17 protein-coding genes are annotated in these 15,444 nt (G+C 60.1%); 8 read left to right on the forward strand and 9 right to left on the reverse strand.

Annotated features, from left to right (window positions below; genetic code table 11):
• Positions 1-44: 44 nt before the first annotated feature.
• From zur to JIO00_RS00320, 4 genes are read left to right on the forward strand one after another with little or no spacing between them, the layout of a single operon-like run.
• On the forward strand, positions 45-527 hold the full coding sequence (gene zur / locus JIO00_RS00305) for a zinc uptake transcriptional repressor Zur (RefSeq protein WP_010465632.1): 483 nt from the start codon (positions 45-47) through the stop codon (positions 525-527).
• Positions 527-1,312 carry a zinc ABC transporter ATP-binding protein ZnuC gene (gene znuC, locus JIO00_RS00310; RefSeq protein WP_172791981.1) on the forward strand — a complete coding sequence of 262 codons (786 nt, stop codon included), beginning with the start codon at positions 527-529 and terminating at the stop codon, positions 1,310-1,312. Before zur ends, znuC begins: the two co-directional genes overlap by 1 nt.
• On the forward strand, positions 1,305-2,093 hold the full coding sequence (gene znuB, locus JIO00_RS00315) for a zinc ABC transporter permease subunit ZnuB (protein WP_010465635.1): 789 nt from the start codon (positions 1,305-1,307) through the stop codon (positions 2,091-2,093). The genes znuC and znuB overlap by 8 nt, the downstream gene beginning before the upstream one ends.
• Positions 2,094-2,130: 37 nt before the next feature.
• On the forward strand, positions 2,131-2,847 hold the full coding sequence (locus JIO00_RS00320) for a PA5502 family lipoprotein (RefSeq protein ID WP_169858120.1): 717 nt from the start codon (positions 2,131-2,133) through the stop codon (positions 2,845-2,847).
• Positions 2,848-2,969: 122 nt separating this feature from the next.
• Here JIO00_RS00320 and katE read toward each other — a convergent pair whose 3' ends face one another.
• Positions 2,970-5,108: a catalase HPII gene (gene katE / locus JIO00_RS00325; protein ID WP_200667373.1), complete on the reverse strand. Its 2,139-nt coding sequence runs from the start codon at positions 5,106-5,108 to the stop codon at positions 2,970-2,972.
• A gap of 260 nt (positions 5,109-5,368) precedes the next feature.
• On the opposite strand from katE, the gene JIO00_RS00330 reads away from it, so the two are divergent.
• The 3 genes from JIO00_RS00330 (at position 5,369) to JIO00_RS00340 (ending at position 7,912) form a co-directional block, all read left to right on the forward strand.
• The gene (locus JIO00_RS00330) at positions 5,369-6,376 is read left to right on the forward strand and encodes a methionine ABC transporter ATP-binding protein (protein ID WP_200667374.1); all 1,008 of its coding nucleotides are present in this window, start codon (positions 5,369-5,371) and stop codon (positions 6,374-6,376) included.
• Complete coding sequence (locus JIO00_RS00335) at positions 6,376-7,050, forward strand: methionine ABC transporter permease (RefSeq protein WP_010465643.1); 675 nt, start codon at positions 6,376-6,378, stop codon at positions 7,048-7,050. Before JIO00_RS00330 ends, JIO00_RS00335 begins: the two co-directional genes overlap by 1 nt.
• A 91-nt stretch (positions 7,051-7,141) precedes the next feature.
• The gene (locus JIO00_RS00340) at positions 7,142-7,912 is read left to right on the forward strand and encodes a MetQ/NlpA family ABC transporter substrate-binding protein (RefSeq protein WP_154502443.1); all 771 of its coding nucleotides are present in this window, start codon (positions 7,142-7,144) and stop codon (positions 7,910-7,912) included.
• A 152-nt stretch (positions 7,913-8,064) separates the two neighbouring features.
• On the opposite strand, the gene JIO00_RS00345 is transcribed toward JIO00_RS00340, so the two are convergent.
• The 5 genes from JIO00_RS00345 to JIO00_RS00365 are packed head-to-tail and all read right to left on the reverse strand — an operon-like array spanning position 8,065 to position 11,973.
• Complete coding sequence (locus JIO00_RS00345; RefSeq protein WP_154913660.1) at positions 8,065-8,700, reverse strand: SCO family protein; 636 nt, start codon at positions 8,698-8,700, stop codon at positions 8,065-8,067.
• Positions 8,697-9,596, reverse strand: coding sequence for a heme o synthase (gene cyoE / locus JIO00_RS00350; RefSeq protein WP_083375341.1), 900 nt, complete (start codon positions 9,594-9,596; stop codon positions 8,697-8,699). The genes JIO00_RS00345 and cyoE overlap by 4 nt, the downstream gene beginning before the upstream one ends.
• Positions 9,584-10,663, reverse strand: coding sequence for a COX15/CtaA family protein (locus JIO00_RS00355; protein WP_200667375.1), 1,080 nt, complete (start codon positions 10,661-10,663; stop codon positions 9,584-9,586). The genes cyoE and JIO00_RS00355 overlap by 13 nt, the downstream gene beginning before the upstream one ends.
• 10 nt (positions 10,664-10,673) lie before the next feature.
• Complete coding sequence (locus JIO00_RS00360; protein WP_042932974.1) at positions 10,674-11,267, reverse strand: hypothetical protein; 594 nt, start codon at positions 11,265-11,267, stop codon at positions 10,674-10,676.
• Entirely contained in the window at positions 11,233-11,973 is a 741-nt protein-coding gene (locus JIO00_RS00365; RefSeq protein WP_083375340.1) for an SURF1 family protein, read from the reverse strand. The genes JIO00_RS00360 and JIO00_RS00365 overlap by 35 nt, the downstream gene beginning before the upstream one ends.
• A gap of 70 nt (positions 11,974-12,043) precedes the next feature.
• Here JIO00_RS00365 and JIO00_RS00370 point away from each other — a divergent pair, with 70 nt between their 5' ends.
• On the forward strand, positions 12,044-12,247 hold the full coding sequence (locus tag JIO00_RS00370) for a twin transmembrane helix small protein (protein ID WP_010465658.1): 204 nt from the start codon (positions 12,044-12,046) through the stop codon (positions 12,245-12,247).
• A gap of 4 nt (positions 12,248-12,251) precedes the next feature.
• Here the strand turns inward: JIO00_RS00370 and JIO00_RS00375 are convergent, their stop codons facing one another.
• From JIO00_RS00375 to ctaD, 3 genes are all read right to left on the reverse strand, one after another.
• Positions 12,252-13,139, reverse strand: coding sequence for a cytochrome c oxidase subunit 3 (locus tag JIO00_RS00375; RefSeq protein WP_010465659.1), 888 nt, complete (start codon positions 13,137-13,139; stop codon positions 12,252-12,254).
• Positions 13,140-13,164: 25 nt separating this feature from the next.
• Positions 13,165-13,716, reverse strand: coding sequence for a cytochrome c oxidase assembly protein (locus JIO00_RS00380; protein ID WP_010465661.1), 552 nt, complete (start codon positions 13,714-13,716; stop codon positions 13,165-13,167).
• A gap of 126 nt (positions 13,717-13,842) precedes the next feature.
• Entirely contained in the window at positions 13,843-15,429 is a 1,587-nt protein-coding gene (gene ctaD / locus JIO00_RS00385; protein WP_010465663.1) for a cytochrome c oxidase subunit I, read from the reverse strand.
• Positions 15,430-15,444 lie beyond the last annotated feature (15 nt).

The following is a 15,444-nucleotide window of genomic DNA, read 5'->3' on the forward strand; positions in this document are numbered from 1 at the left end:
AACGGGTAACATAATAACGTCTCTCACAAAACTCGTCGCCGCTCATGCCTAAAACACCGATTGCCAGCCGTCCCCACGACCACTCTCATTGCGTACATAGCGCACTGACTGAGGCCGATGCCTTGTGCGCACGTCAAGGCCTGCGCCTGACCGCCTTGCGTCGGCGGGTGCTGGAGCTGGTGTGGCAAAGTCACAAGCCGTTGGGTGCCTACGACATTCTTGCGGTACTCAGTGAGCAGGATGGCCGCCGCGCTGCGCCGCCTACCGTGTACCGTGCGCTGGATTTCCTGTTGGAAAACGGCCTTGTCCACCGCATCTCCTCGCTCAACGCCTTCGTCGGCTGCAATCACCCGGAGCATGCCCACCAGGGTCAATTCCTGATCTGCCGCGAATGTCACGCCGCCATTGAGCTCGAACAGAAATCCATCAGCGACGCGATCATCAGCAGCGCCAAGGATGTCGGTTTCGTCGTCGAAGGCCAGACCGTTGAAGTGGTCGGTCTCTGCTCGGGTTGCCAGGGGGCTTGATGAGCAATGCGCTGATTCGCCTCGAGCAGGTTGTCGTCACCTTTGCCGGGCAAAACGTGCTGGATAACATCGAGCTGAGCGTCGAGCCGGGGCAGATCGTCACCCTGATCGGCCCGAATGGCGCGGGCAAGACCACGCTGGTGCGCGCGGTGCTCGGTCTGTTGAAGCCGGACAGCGGCAGCGTCTGGCGCAAGTCGAAACTGCGGGTCGGTTACATGCCGCAAAAACTTCACGTCGATCCGACGCTGCCGTTGTCGGTACTGCGCTTTTTGCGTCTGGTGCCTGGCGTGGACCGTGCCAGGGCCTTGGCGGCACTCAAGGAAGTCGGCGCCGAGCAGGTGATCGACAGCCCGGTGCAAAGTGTTTCCGGTGGCGAAATGCAGCGCGTGCTGCTGGCTCGAGCCCTGCTGCGTGAGCCGGAACTGCTGGTGCTCGACGAACCGGTGCAAGGCGTCGATGTGGCCGGCCAAGCCGAGCTCTACAGCCTGATCACGCGGCTGCGCGACCGTCACGGCTGCGGGGTATTGATGGTCTCCCACGATTTGCACCTGGTCATGAGCACCACCGACCAGGTGGTCTGTCTGAATCGTCATGTCTGCTGCTCCGGGCACCCGGAACAAGTCAGCGGCGATCCGGCTTTCGTCGAGCTGTTCGGCAAAAACGCACAAAGCCTGGCGATTTATCACCACCACCACGACCACGCCCATGACCTGCATGGTTCGGTGGTCAACGCGGCCCCGACGGCCCAACCCCATGTCCATGGAGATAGCTGCAAGCATGGCTGATTTTCTGCTCTACGCCCTGCTTGCAGGTCTGGCTTTGGCGCTGGTCGCAGGACCGCTGGGTTCGTTCGTGGTCTGGCGGCGCATGGCCTATTTCGGCGACACCTTGTCCCACGCGGCCTTGCTCGGCGTGGCATTGGGCTTTCTGCTGGATGTCAGTCCTACCGTTGCCGTCACCGTCGGTTGCTTGCTGTTGGCGGTGCTGCTGGTGACGTTGCAACAGCGTCAGCCGCTGGCGTCCGACACGCTTTTGGGAATTCTCGCACCAAGCACGCTCTCTCTGGGCCTGGTCGTACTAAGCTTCATGCACGAAGTGCGGATCGACCTGATGGCGTATCTGTTCGGTGACTTGCTGGCGATCAGCCCGACCGACTTGGCCTGGATACTCGGTGGCAGCGCCGGTGTTCTCGCGTTGCTGGTGACGTTGTGGCGGCCATTGTTGGCGATCACGGTGCATGAAGAACTGGCCCGGGTGGAAGGTTTGCCCGTGCCGGCGCTGCGCCTGGCCTTGATGTTGCTGATCGCGGTGGTGATCGCTGTGGCGATGAAAATCGTCGGTGTGTTGCTGATTACTTCGCTGTTGATCATCCCGGCGGCTGCGGCACAACGTCACGCTCGCTCGCCAGAACAGATGGCGCTGGGCGCGAGCCTGCTGGGCATGCTCGCAGTCTGTGGCGGGCTGGCGTTGTCGTGGTTCAAAGACACCCCGGCGGGCCCGTCGATTGTTGTGACGGCCGCCGCACTGTTTCTGCTGAGTTTTGTCCTGCCCCGTCGAGGGGTGTAGACTTGCTCGTTTTTTGCGCAAATAGAGAGTCGCAGGAATGAAGCTGTCAGCCTCCCGTTATCTGCTCCTTGTCGCATTTTCGCTGCTACTGGGCGCTTGCCAAAGCACGCCATCGGCCACCACTGCGGCGACCGATGCCCGGGCCACGGCCATCGCGCAGCTGGAACAAAACCTGGCCAGCAGCGAGCTGGCCACCGCCGAAGACCAGTTGGCGACCTTGCAGGCCCAGTCGCCAGACGATCCGTCCCTTGTGCAATATCAGCGGCAATTGGCCGAAGCCTATCTGCGTCGCAGCCAAATCGTGCTGCAAAAGGGCGATGTGAATGCGGCCGCTACGGCGCTGGCCCGGGCCCGGGCATTAATGCCAAAGGCTCCGGCGCTGACGGGTGGGGTCAACAACGCCATCGTCAATGCCCGTAAAGCTGAACTGGACAGGGCTGAAGCGGCGCTCATGGCTGCCGAGGCCAAGCCACAGGCCAGAGTCATTGATCCTACGGCTGAGAGCACCACAATTGCCTTGAACCTCACGGATATGAGCAAACTTCGCCGTCAATTGGATGCGATTGCCGCCGATGTGGTGAATTACCAGTGCGATGTCAGCATTCAGGCGCCGCGTACCCAGGATTACCCATGGTTGGCGACGTTGCTGACTAAACGGGTGAAGAAGCTGGATTCGGAGTTCGATCTGAATCTGCAGAAGCAGATCCTGCGCAACGTTCCGGCGCAGATCGTCTTGAGTCCGCGTAAACCCTGAAAGCGTCGCGAGCAAGCTCGCTCTCACAGTGAATCGGGGTTGATTACATTTTCTATGATCAAACCCAAACCCTGTGGGAGCTAGCCTGCTCGCGAAGGCGCCCTCCCTAACGATACAAAACCTTAAGCCGGAATCGCCTTGGCCTTCGGCTCCCGATCCCAAACCCGATGCTGCCCGATGGCGGCAAAGAACGGTTTGATCAACTGGGCATCCGCACCCACGACCAGCCCCGCATCCACCTCAAGTTTCAACACGTCCAGCAACTGCTTCGCCTCGCCATGCAGCGCAATCGCTTTCAAGTGTTTGTAAGCTTCCAACAGGTAATGCAGCGCTACGCCATCGCCACTCAACGCCTTGATCGACGCCGCGCCACCGGGTACGAACACCGCATCGAATGCCACCGAAGGCAAGCCTTCCATTGAAGCGTCCACTGGCAGTGTCTTGCCATCGGCAGTGGTCACTGGCGCGGAAGTCGGGCCGAGCAGCTTGGCGTGCGCACCTTCTGCCTTCAGCGCCTTCTTCATCGCATCAATCGCAGCACCATCGACACCGTTGGCCGCCAGAATCGCCACTTTCCGCGTTTTGATATCCCCCGGCAGCAGGTTGGCCTGGCTCAAGGCCGGTGAGCGATCGGGTGAAGTTTTACGCACGTCGACGGTGCCAGCCTTCGGCGCCGGCAAACCAAGGTTCTGCGCCACCCGTTTGGCCAGTTCCAGATCGATATTGGCCAGGATCTCGTTCACCTGACGTGCACGGATGAATTCACGCTCAACCTTGCCCAGCTCAAAGCTGTACGCCGAGATGATGTGTTCCTGCTCGTGCTTGCTCATGCTGTGGAAAAACAGGCGCGCCTGGGAGAAGTGATCGCCGAACGACTCGCTGCGCTGGCGAATCTTATTGGCGTCGATGCGCTCCGGATAGGTCTCGAATCCACCGTCCTGCGCGGCAGGCGGCGTTTCTTTCGGCCAACCGCCATCGATGGAATTCGGCTCGTAGGAGGCGCGCCCCTTGTCGATGGTGGTGCGATGCAGCGCATCCCGCTGGCCGTTATGGAAGGGTGCTACGGGACGGTTGATCGGGATCTCGTGAAAATTCGGCCCACCGAGTCGGCTGATCTGCGTATCGGTGTAGGAAAACAGCCGCCCTTGCAGCAGCGGATCATTAGAGAAGTCGATGCCCGGCACGATATGGCCCGGGCAGAACGCAACCTGCTCGGTTTCGGCGAAGAAATTATCCGGGTTGCGGTTGAGCACCATCTTGCCCAGCGGGGTAATGGGCACGAGTTCTTCCGGGATCAGTTTGGTCGGGTCGAGGATGTCGAAGTCGAAGTTATGTTCGTTTTCTTCTTCGATGACCTGCACGCCCAACTCCCATTCCGGGTAGTCGCCCATCTCGATCGACTCCCACAGATCGCGGCGGTGGTAATCGGTGTCTTTACCGGCGAGCTTCTGCGCTTCATCCCACACCAGTGAGCAAGTACCGGCGGTAGGGCGCCAGTGGAATTTGACGAAGCGTGATTTTCCTTCGGCATTGATCAAGCGGAACGTGTGTACGCCAAAGCCCTGCATGCTGCGCAGGCTTTTCGGGATCGCCCGGTCGGACATGGCCCAGATCACCATATGCGCCGACTCTGGCACCAGCGAGACGAAATCCCAGAAGGTGTCGTGAGCCGAGCCGCCGGTAGGGATCTCGTTGTGTGGCTCCGGTTTCACCGCGTGCACGAAGTCAGGGAACTTGATTGCATCCTGAATGAAAAACACCGGCATGTTATTGCCCACCAAGTCGAAGTTGCCTTCGTCGGTGAAGAACTTCACGGCGAAACCTCGCACGTCCCGCACGGTATCGCCTGACCCACGCGGGCCCTGCACCGTGGAAAAGCGCACGAAGACCGGGGTTTTCTTGCCGGGATCTTGTAGGAAACCGGCTTTGGTCAGTACGGAATGGTTTTCATAGGTCTGGAAAAAACCATGAGCGCCAGTGCCCCGTGCATGGACGATGCGCTCTGGAATGCGCTCATGGTCAAAATGCGTGATTTTTTCACGCATGATGAAGTCTTCCAGCAACGACGGCCCGCGCGCGCCGACCTTCAACGTGTTCTGGTTGTCCGAAACCTTCACGCCCTGATTGGTGCGCAGGGCTTGTTCGGTGGCGTCGGAGCGAAACTTTTCCAGGCTATCGAGCTTGGCATTGGTGTTGCCGCGGTCCAGGGTATCGGTCCCGGCCAGTGCGCTTTTAGGTGCGGCAGGCTTTTTAGTACTCATCAGTCGTAAACTCCTCGTTGCGATCCCGTAGCCAGGACTTATATGCATTCCCCAGGCACGGCACCGGGGGCGTTTTCGAGTTGCCTTATTAGTGACTGGCAAGCTTTTTAGCCGTTCCTTTTTTCTAACCTTCGATCGCGTTATTGCCAAATGGAAGGTTGAATGCGGAATAAATGCTAATAACCTCTATACGGACAGGCTAAAATGCGCGCCCGGCTAACCGCTGACCCTTTTCCAACGCGCCCCACAAGGTTCGCTACGTGATCGAGTTTCAAAACGTCCACAAAACCTACCGCGTCGCCGGTAAGGATATTCCCGCCCTGCACCCGACCAGTCTGACGATTGAGAACGGTCAGGTCTTCGGCCTGATCGGTCACTCCGGCGCGGGAAAAAGTACCCTGCTGCGTCTGATCAATCGCCTGGAAGAGTCCAGCGGCGGCAAGATCTTCGTCGACGGTGAAGAAGTCACCGCGCTCGACGCCAACAACCTGCGCCGCTTCCGCCAGCAGGTCGGGATGATTTTCCAGCACTTCAACCTGCTGGCGTCCAAGACCGTGGCCGACAACGTCGCGCTGCCGCTGACCCTGGCCGGTGAACTGTCGCGCAGCGAGATTGACCAGCGTGTCGCCGAGTTGCTGGCGCGGGTCGGTCTGTCTGACCACGCCAAAAAGTACCCGGCGCAGCTGTCCGGCGGCCAGAAGCAGCGCGTCGGCATTGCCCGCGCCCTGGCGACCAAGCCGAAAATCCTGCTGTGCGATGAAGCCACCAGCGCCCTGGACCCACAGACCACGGCGTCGGTCCTGCAATTGCTGGCTGAGATCAATCGCGAGCTGAAACTGACCATCGTCCTGATTACCCACGAGATGGACGTGATCCGCCGGGTCTGCGACCAGGTCGCCGTAATGGACGCGGGTGTGATCGTCGAGCAAGGTTCGGTGGCCCAGGTGTTCCTGCATCCGAAACACCCGACCACCAAACGTTTCGTGCAAGAAGACGAGCAGATCGATGAAAGCGAACAGCGTGACGACTTCTCCCATGTGCCGGGCCGCATCGTGCGTCTGACCTTCCAGGGCGAAGCGACCTACGCACCACTGTTGGGGACCGTCGCTCGGGAAACGGGCGTGGACTACAGCATCCTGGCCGGTCGTATCGACCGCATCAAAGACGTCCCTTACGGGCAATTGACCCTGGCTGTTACCGGTGGCGACATGGAGGCGGCGTTCGCCCACTTCACCGCGGCTGACGTCCACATGGAGGTCCTGCGCTAATGGAAGTCCTGACAAGTTTCTTCGTCAACATCGACTGGTTCGAAATCTGGCTGGCTACCGGCGATACCCTGCTGATGCTCTTCGGTTCGTTGTTGTTCACCGTGTTGCTCGGCCTCCCGCTGGGCGTGTTGTTGTTCCTGTGCAGTCCGCGTCAGTTGCTGGAATCCAGAACGCTATACGCCGTGCTGTCGCTGGTGGTGAACATCCTGCGTTCGCTGCCGTTCATCATTTTGCTGATCGTGATGATCCCGTTCACCGTGCTGATCACCGGCACCTCGCTCGGCGTCGCCGGTGCGATCCCGCCGCTGGTAGTGGGTGCCACGCCGTTCTTCGGGCGACTGGTGGAAACCGCCCTGCGTGAAGTGGATCGCGGCATCATCGAAGCCACCCAGGCCATGGGTGCGACGACCCGGCAGATCATCATCAACGCCCTACTGCCAGAAGCCCGCCCGGGCATTTACGCGGCGATTACGGTGACGGCTATTACACTGGTGTCCTACACGGCGATGGCCGGTGTGGTCGGTGCCGGTGGGTTGGGCGACCTGGCGATCCGTTTTGGTTATCAGCGTTTCCAGACCGATGTGATGATCGTCACCGTGGTGCTGTTGCTGGTGCTGGTGCAGGTTCTGCAAATGGTTGGTGACAAACTGGTCGTCCATTTCTCCAGAAAATAAACAGTTCTCGTAAACATGACATGAGCCGGCCATTCGCTGGCAGGCGCCAAATCCAGGCGCCGCAAGCGGGTACCCACAAGGAGTTAGCTGAATGAAAAAACTACTCGTCGCGTTCGCAGCCGTTGCAGCGTTTTCCGCTCACGCTGACACTCTGACCGTTGCAGCCACCCCGGTGCCGCACGCGGAAATCCTCGAATTCGTCAAACCGGCCCTGGCCAAAGACGGCGTGGACCTGAAGGTCAAAGTCTTCACCGACTACATCCAGCCGAACGTGCAGGTTGCCGAAAAACGCCTGGACGCCAACTTCTTCCAGCACCAGCCGTACCTCGATGAGTTCAACAAGGCCAAGGGCACCGACCTGGTCGCCGTTGCTGGCGTACACCTGGAACCGCTGGGCGCTTACTCCAGCAAGTACAAGGCCCTGACCGAACTGCCAGGCGGCGCCAACGTGGTGATCCCGAACGACGCCACCAACGGCGGTCGCGCGCTGTTGCTGCTGGCCAAGGCCGGCCTGATCAAGTTGAAGGATTCGAACAACATCCTGTCGACGGTCAAGGACATCACCGAGAACACCAAGGACCTGAAATTCCGTGAGCTGGAAGCCGCGACCATCCCGCGCGTGCTGACCCAGGTCGACCTGGCGCTGATCAACACCAACTACGCGCTGGAAGCCAAGCTCGATCCGTCCAAGGATGCGCTGGTCATCGAAGGCAACGACTCGCCTTACGTGAACATCCTTGTAGCCCGCCCGGACAACAAGGACAGCGAAGACATGAAGAAACTGGTTGCTGCGCTGCACAGCCCGGAAGTGAAGGCCTTTATCCTCGAGAAGTACAAAGGCGCGGTATTGCCGGCGTTCTGATCTGAGTCGTTAACAAAAAAATGGGGCGCATCGAATGCGCGCCATTTTTTTATGCCTGAAACACCGTCCCCTGTAGGAGCCAGGCTTGCCGGCGACGGCGATCTCACGGGCGCTTTCGCCGGCAAGCCTGGCTCCTACAGGGGGCGTGGTGTTTATTTGCGGTTGAGCATCACCGGCAACTGCACCACCAACTTGGCGTTATTCAGCGGTGCACGAATGAACCCACGCTGTGTCCCGTCCGGCCCGATCACCGCAAGGTTGCCGCTGTGATCAACCGTGTAATTCGGCTTGCTGGTGTCTGCCGGAATGAACGGAATGCTCACCGCATTGGCCAGTTTCTGAATGTCTTCAATCGACGAAGGCGTCAGGCCTGTGAACTGCGGATCGAAGTAGCCCAGGTACTGCTTGAGCTGCTTGGGCGTGTCGCGGTTCGGGTCGACGCTGACCAGGATGATCTGCAACTTCGCCACAGCCTCTGGCGGCAGTTCACTTTTGATCTGGCGCAGCTGGGCGAGGGTGGTCGGGCAGATGTCCGGGCAGAAGGTGTAGCCGAAGAACAGCAGTGACCATTTGTCTTTCAGCTCGTTGACCATCACCGGCTTGCCGTCCTGATCGGTCATCGTCACGTTTGGCAGGTTGCGGCTTTGCGGTAGCAAAATGATCCCGGCATCGATCAATGCCGTCGGATCGCCCTGGCCTTTTCCGGACAGCACTTTGTTGATGGTCAGGCCCAGAACCAGCGCGATCAGGGCGACGAGGATAAAGACGGTTTTCTGAGTTCGAGTCATAGGTTCAACAGTAAGTAGTGGTCTACGAGCAGCGCGATAAACAGCAGGAACAAGTAGTAGATAGAGTACTTGAAGGTGTTGATCGCCGCGTGCGGCCGAGTGCCACGGTACAGCACCACGGCCCATTGCAGAAACCTTGCGCCCAGTCCCAGGGCGCAAATCAGGTAAAGCATGCCGCTCATGTGGATCACGTAGGGCATCAGGCTGACCGCCAGCAGCGCGAAGGTATAAAGCAGGATGTGGACCTTGGTGTAATGCTCGCCATGGGTCACCGGCAACATCGGGATGTTGGCCTTGGCATATTCCTCTTTGCGGTGAATGGCCAGGGCCCAGAAGTGAGGCGGGGTCCAGGCGAAAATGATCAACACCAGCAACAAGGGTTCGGCGCTGACATGACCGGTGGCAGCGGTCCAGCCGAGCAACGGCGGGGCAGCGCCGGCCAGGCCACCGATAACGATGTTCTGCGGCGTCGCGCGCTTCAGGAAACCGGTATAGATCACCGCATAACCGAGCAGGGACGCGAGGGTCAGCCATGCCGTCAGCGCATTGGTGAAGGCCAGCAGCACGGCTTGCCCAAGCACCGCCAATACCAGGGCAAATGTCAGCGCCGCCGCAGGTGAAACGCGCCCTTCAGCCAAGGGACGTTTGTGGGTACGCGCCATCACTGCATCGATACGCCGGTCCACCACATGATTCACCGCCGCCGCACCCCCGGCACACAACGCGATCCCCAGGTTGCCGAACACCAGCACCGTCCACGGCACCCCGGCGCGGGTCGCGAGGAACATGCCGACCAGCGAGGTGATGAGCATCAGCACCACCACTTTCGGCTTGGTCAGCTCCAGGTAGTCACGCCAGATCGCCTGACTGTGACGTTCGCCGATCAGAGTCGCCATGGCATCTCTCCTTTTATTGTTATGGGCCCGGCTGAGTGTTTACGCGGGCTGAACCGCCAGCGTGCAAGGTTTTGCTGTTTGACCCGAACCAGGCTGGTTCGCGCGTGATAATTGACCAGCACCATCGTGAGCAACAGCGCTGCACCCCCCGCGTTATGCGCGACCGCGACCGGCAGCGGCAGGTGGAACAAGACGTTGCTGATGCCGAGGGTGATTTGGGCCGCAAGGGCGATCAGCACCATTCCGGCCAAGCGCGTCATGCCAACCACTTTCAGTTGCCAGGCCAGCCCCAGCAGCACGAGCGTCACCAGCAACGCGCCGATGCGGTGAGTCAGATGGATCGCTGTGCGGGCATCACTGTCCAGTTGCCCGCCCAGGTAATTGGGGCCGATGTGTTGGGTCAGGTGAAAACCGTTGGCGAAATCGGCTGGTGGCAGCCATTGCCCATGGCAGGTCGGGAAGTCGATGCAAGCCACGGCTGCATAGTTGGAACTGACCCAGCCCCCGAGGGCGATTTGCAGGATTACCAGCAGCAACCCGGCCGTCGCCCAGTGCTGCAAACGCCGTGGCACGGTCAGCGCCGGCAGTACGCCGGACAGGCGCAAGGTCAGCAAAAAAAGCAGGCTCAAGGTCGCAAAACCGCCGAGCAAATGCCCGGTCACCACCTGCGGCCAGAGCTTGAGCGTCACCGTCCACATGCCGAATGCCGCTTGGGCGATGACAACCACCAGCAGAAACAGCGGCAGCTTCACCGGTTGCCCCGGATGACGACGATGCACCCAGGCGCGACCGGCCAGCACTGAAATCAACAACCCGAGGGTGCCGGCGAAATAGCGGTGGACCATCTCGTTCCAGCCTTTGTGGGCTTCGACGGGTGCATCGGGAAAATGCAATTCGGCATGGGCCAGTTGGGCTTCGCTTTTCGGCACGCTGATAAAGCCGTAGCAACCCGGCCAGTCCGGGCAGCCGAGGCCGGCGTGGGTCAGGCGGGTGTAGGCGCCGAGCAACACCACAATCAGTGCCAGCAAGGTGGCAAACAGCGCGAGGCGAAATCCAGGTTTGGCCATGACGATGCCCTTATCCGATGTTCGACAGTTTCAGCAAATGACGCAGGTCGTTGAGCAGGTCCTTACCCTTCACCGTCGGGTCGTAGCGCAGCACCAGATTGCCGTGCGGGTCGATGATCCACAGTTGCGGTGCGGTTTTGCCTCCCGCTGTTTTGGTGAAAGTGGTCAGGTCCATTGGGTAGCGTTGCAGTTGCGGGTATTCGCGGGTCAGCTTGGCGTCGTAATCGGCCGCCAACGGTTGGGCCGCGGCCAGGGCGTGACTGGCACGCCCGGCATCGCGACCGAGGCCGATCTGGATCTGCCGCGCCAGATAAACCAGCTGCTGGCAGTCCACCGAACACTCCTTGGGCGCCGTGACCAGTAATTGCCAACGGTCCTCCTGCGCTTGCACGCCAAGGTCGGCGCGGGTCTGGCCGTTGCCGATCAGCTCGCCGTGATAACTGCGGCCTTCCGGCACCCAGAACTGCAACTTGTACATGCCCGTGGCGAGGATCATCGGACCGATCACCCCCAGCAGGATCAGCAATAACTGCAACCGGCCCTTGCGCCGACTCGCCGGCGTTTTCGCCTCAGACATGCTGGGTGGATTCATGGCCGCTCCCATGGTGTTTCTCCTTTGCGTTGTGCCAACCGAGATAGAGATAAAGGCCGAACAGGGCGATCGACATGGCGAACCACTGCACGGCATAAGCGATATGTTTTTCCGGCCCCATGGCCACTACCGGCCAATCGGCCTGGTAGGACGCGGGGCCGGCTTCTGCGCGTAATTCATAGGCAAAACCGTCACGGTCGAGCGCCGTCCACAGCTTGGCGGGTTCGACGGCAGTGATCAGTTGTGGCCAGGTGGCGGTGCTCGGGTCGGCGTGCAATTGGAAGGTGGCGCCGGGGGAGACGTAGACCCAGGCATCCAGGCTCAGGGCCTGAGTCGGTGTCGTGAACTGCGGCGGGGTACGCCGATCCGGCCACGGCAGCCAGCCGCGATTGACCAGCAACCAGAGCCCGGTCGCCTGGTCCTGAAACGGTTGCAGCAGTTCGACGCCGACCTTGCCGTCGCGCTGGCGGTTATCCAGCAGCAGGCTGTGTGCGGCATCGAACTGGCCGTGAATTTGAACCCGGCGAAAGGCTGGATCGTCGGTGTGTAGCAGCTCGGTGCTGGCCATCGGTTCAGCCGTGCGGCGCTCGGCGTAGCTGTGCAGCAGCGCGCTTTTCTCCGCGCCCCGGCTCAATTGCCAGAACCCCAGTGACACCAGCATGGGCAATAGAAGTGCGACCACCAGGGTCGGCACGATGCCCGGCCGGAAGCGCTTCATGGCGTCGCCAGAAAGTCGCTGGTTGCGATAGCTATACTCAAGTGCATCGCCTTTCCCCCGGAGTCCCACCATGCTCAAAGCAGCCATCGTCCTGATGCTGATTGCCACGGTTGTCAGCCTGTTCAGCGGCCTGTTTTTTCTGGTCAAGGACGACAGCAGCTCGAACCGCCTCGTCATTGCCTTGAGTGTTCGTGTTGCCCTGGCCGCTATCACCGTCGGCTTGATTGCCTGGGGTTTTTTCAGCGGCCAGTTGGTTTCTAGTGCGCCTTGGTAAAGCCTCAGAGCACGTAGACGAAAACGAACAGCCCGATCCACACCACGTCCACGAAGTGCCAATACCAACTCGCCGCTTCAAACGCGAACTGGTGCTCGTTATCGAAGTGTCCGCGCATGATCCGCATCAGCATCACAAACAGAATGATGGTGCCGATGGTCACGTGGGCGCCGTGGAACCCGGTGAGCATGAAGAACGTCGCGCCGTAGATGCCGGAACCCAGGGTCAGGCCCAGTTCGCGATAGGCGTGGATATATTCTTCGGCCTGAAAACCGAGGAACGCACAGCCGAGCAAGACAGTGATCGCCAGCCAGATTTTCAGCGCACCGCGATGGCCCTTTTTCAAAGCGTGGTGGGCGATGGTCACGGTGACGCTGGAACTCACGAGCAATACGGTATTGAGCAGCGGCAGGCCCCAGGGGCTGATAACGTCCTTGGGTGCCGGGAAGAGTTTCGGATCCGGGTTATTCAACAGCGGCCAGACGAACTCGAAGTTCGGCCACAGCATGTGCGCCAGGCCTTTCGCGCCTTCACCGCCGAGCGCCGGACCGGACACATGCCGCACATAAAACAGTGCACCGAAGAAGGCGATGAAGAACATCACCTCCGAAAAGATGAACCAGCTCATGCCCCAGCGGAACGAGCGGTCCATCTGGGCGCTGTACAACCCGCTGCGACTTTCCTTGATTACCGTGCCGAACCAGCCGAACAGCATGTAAGCCAACAGCAGGCCGCCGACGAAAAAGATCAGCGGGCCGTGGGATTCCGGCCGCGCAGCTTTCAGGTCGTTGAACCAGGTGGCCAGGCCGAACACGGTGACGAACATGCCGACGGTGGCGATGATCGGCCATTTGCTCTGGGCCGGTACGTAATAGTGTTCATGAGTTGCCATTTATTGTTCTCCTTATCGGGCACGCTCAGCCGCCAGTGTTTACAGCTACCGGTGGATGTCGGGCGGTGATATCGAACAGCGTGTAGGACAGCGTCAGGTGCTTCACTTCCTTGGGCATGTCGCGGTCAACGATGAAACGTACCGGCATCTCGATCCGTTGACCGGGCTGCAGCACTTGCTGGGTAAAGCAGAAACATTCGGTCTTGTGGAAGTACGCTGCCGCGTTGCTGGGTGCGATGCTCGGCACTGCCTGGGCGCTCATCGGTTTGTCGGTCGGGTTGTGCGCGATAAAAATCATCTCGTTCACTGCCCCCGGGTTGGCCGTCAGTTCGTCACTTTTGGGATAGAAATCCCAGGACATGTCGGCGGAATTGGTCGACAGGAACTGCACACGCACCTGCCGCGAAGTGTCGACCGTCTGCTCGCCCTCGTACTGCCCGGCGGTCTTGCCATTGATGCCGAATGCCTTGCACATCACGTCATAGATCGGCACCAGGGCAAACCCGAAGATAAACATCGCCACCACCACTAGCAGCAGGCGGGTGACCAGCTTCTTCATCGAAATCGAGTCAGCCATGGTTTCCAACCTCTTCGCCGAACCCTGTGGGAGCGAGCCTGCTCGCGAAGCAAACACCGCGGTTTAACAGGCAGACCGCGTCATCGTTCTTCGCGAGCAGGCTCGCTCCCACATAGGTTTGTGTGTTCATTTCACTTCCGGCGGCGTAGTGAAGGTGTGATACGGCGCTGGTGACGGAATGCTCCACTCCAGGCCTTCCGCGCCATCCCACGGTTTGGCGGGTGCTGGCGGGCCGCCGCGGATGGTCTTGATTACGATGAACAGGAAGAAGATCTGCGTGGCGCCGAACATGAACGCACCAATCGACGACACCATGTTGAAGTCGGCGAATTGCAGGTTGTAGTCCGGAATCCGCCGCGGCATGCCCGCCAGGCCCACGAAGTGCATCGGGAAGAACGCCATGTTCATGCCGATGAACGAGAGCCAGAAATGCAGCTTGCCGAGGGTTTCGTCGTACATGTGGCCGGTCCATTTCGGCAACCAATAGTAGGCCGACGCGAAGATCCCGAAGATCGCCCCCGGCACCAATACATAGTGGAAATGCGCGACCACGAAGTAGGTGTCCTGGTACTGGAAGTCCGCCGGGGCAATGGCAAGCATCAGCCCGGAGAAGCCGCCGATGGAGAACAGGATCACGAACGCCACCGCGAACAGCATCGGTGTCTCGAAGGTCAGCGAGCCTTGCCACATGGTGCTGGCCCAGTTGAACACTTTCACCCCGGTTGGCACCGCGATCAGCAGTGTGGCGTACATGAAGAACAACTCGCCCACCAGCGGAATGCCGACCACGAACATGTGGTGCGCCCAGACGATGAACGACAGGAACGCGATGCTCGCCGTGGCGTAGACCATCGAGGTGTAGCCAAACAGCGGCTTGCGCGAGAAGGTCGGGATGATCGAGCTGACGGCACCGAAGGCCGGCAGGATCATGATGTACACCTCGGGGTGACCGAAGAACCAGAACACATGCTGGAACAACACCGGGTCCCCGCCACCGGCGGCACTGAAGAAGCTGGTGCCGAAGTGGATGTCCATCAGCATCATCGTCACGCACCCGGCCAGCACCGGCATCACCGCGATCAGCAGGAAAGCGGTGATCAGCCACGTCCAGACGAACAGCGGCATCTTCATCAACGTCATGCCGGGGGCGCGCAGGTTGAGGATGGTGGCAATCACGTTGATCGCACCCATGATCGAACTGATCCCCATCAAGTGGATGGCGAAGATGAAGAACGTCACGCTTTCCGGTGCATAGGTCGTCGACAGCGGGGCGTAGAACGTCCAGCCGAAGTTCGGTCCGCCACCGGGGGTGAACAGGGTCGACACCAGCAGGATGAAAGCCGCCGGCAACAGCCAGAAGCTGAAGTTGTTCATCCGTGGCAGGGCCATGTCGGGCGCGCCGATCATCAACGGGATCATCCAGTTGGCGAGGCCGACGAACGCCGGCATCACCGCGCCGAACACCATGACCAGACCATGCATGGTCGTCATCTGGTTGAAGAATTCCGGCTGGACGATTTGCAGTCCCGGCTGGAACAGCTCGGCGCGAATCACCATCGCGAACGAGCCACCCAACAGGAACATGGAAAACGCAAACCACAGGTACAGCGTGCCGATGTCCTTGTGGTTGGTGGTCAGCACCCAACGCATCAGGCCTTTGGCGGGACCGTGGGCGTGATCGGCATGACCATGGTCATCGATGACGGCGCTCATGGCGTGTCTCCTGCA

The organism is Pseudomonas sp. SW-3 (genome assembly GCF_016615645.1).
In the GTDB taxonomy this organism is placed as follows: Bacteria; Pseudomonadota; Gammaproteobacteria; order Pseudomonadales; family Pseudomonadaceae; genus Aquipseudomonas; species Aquipseudomonas mandelii.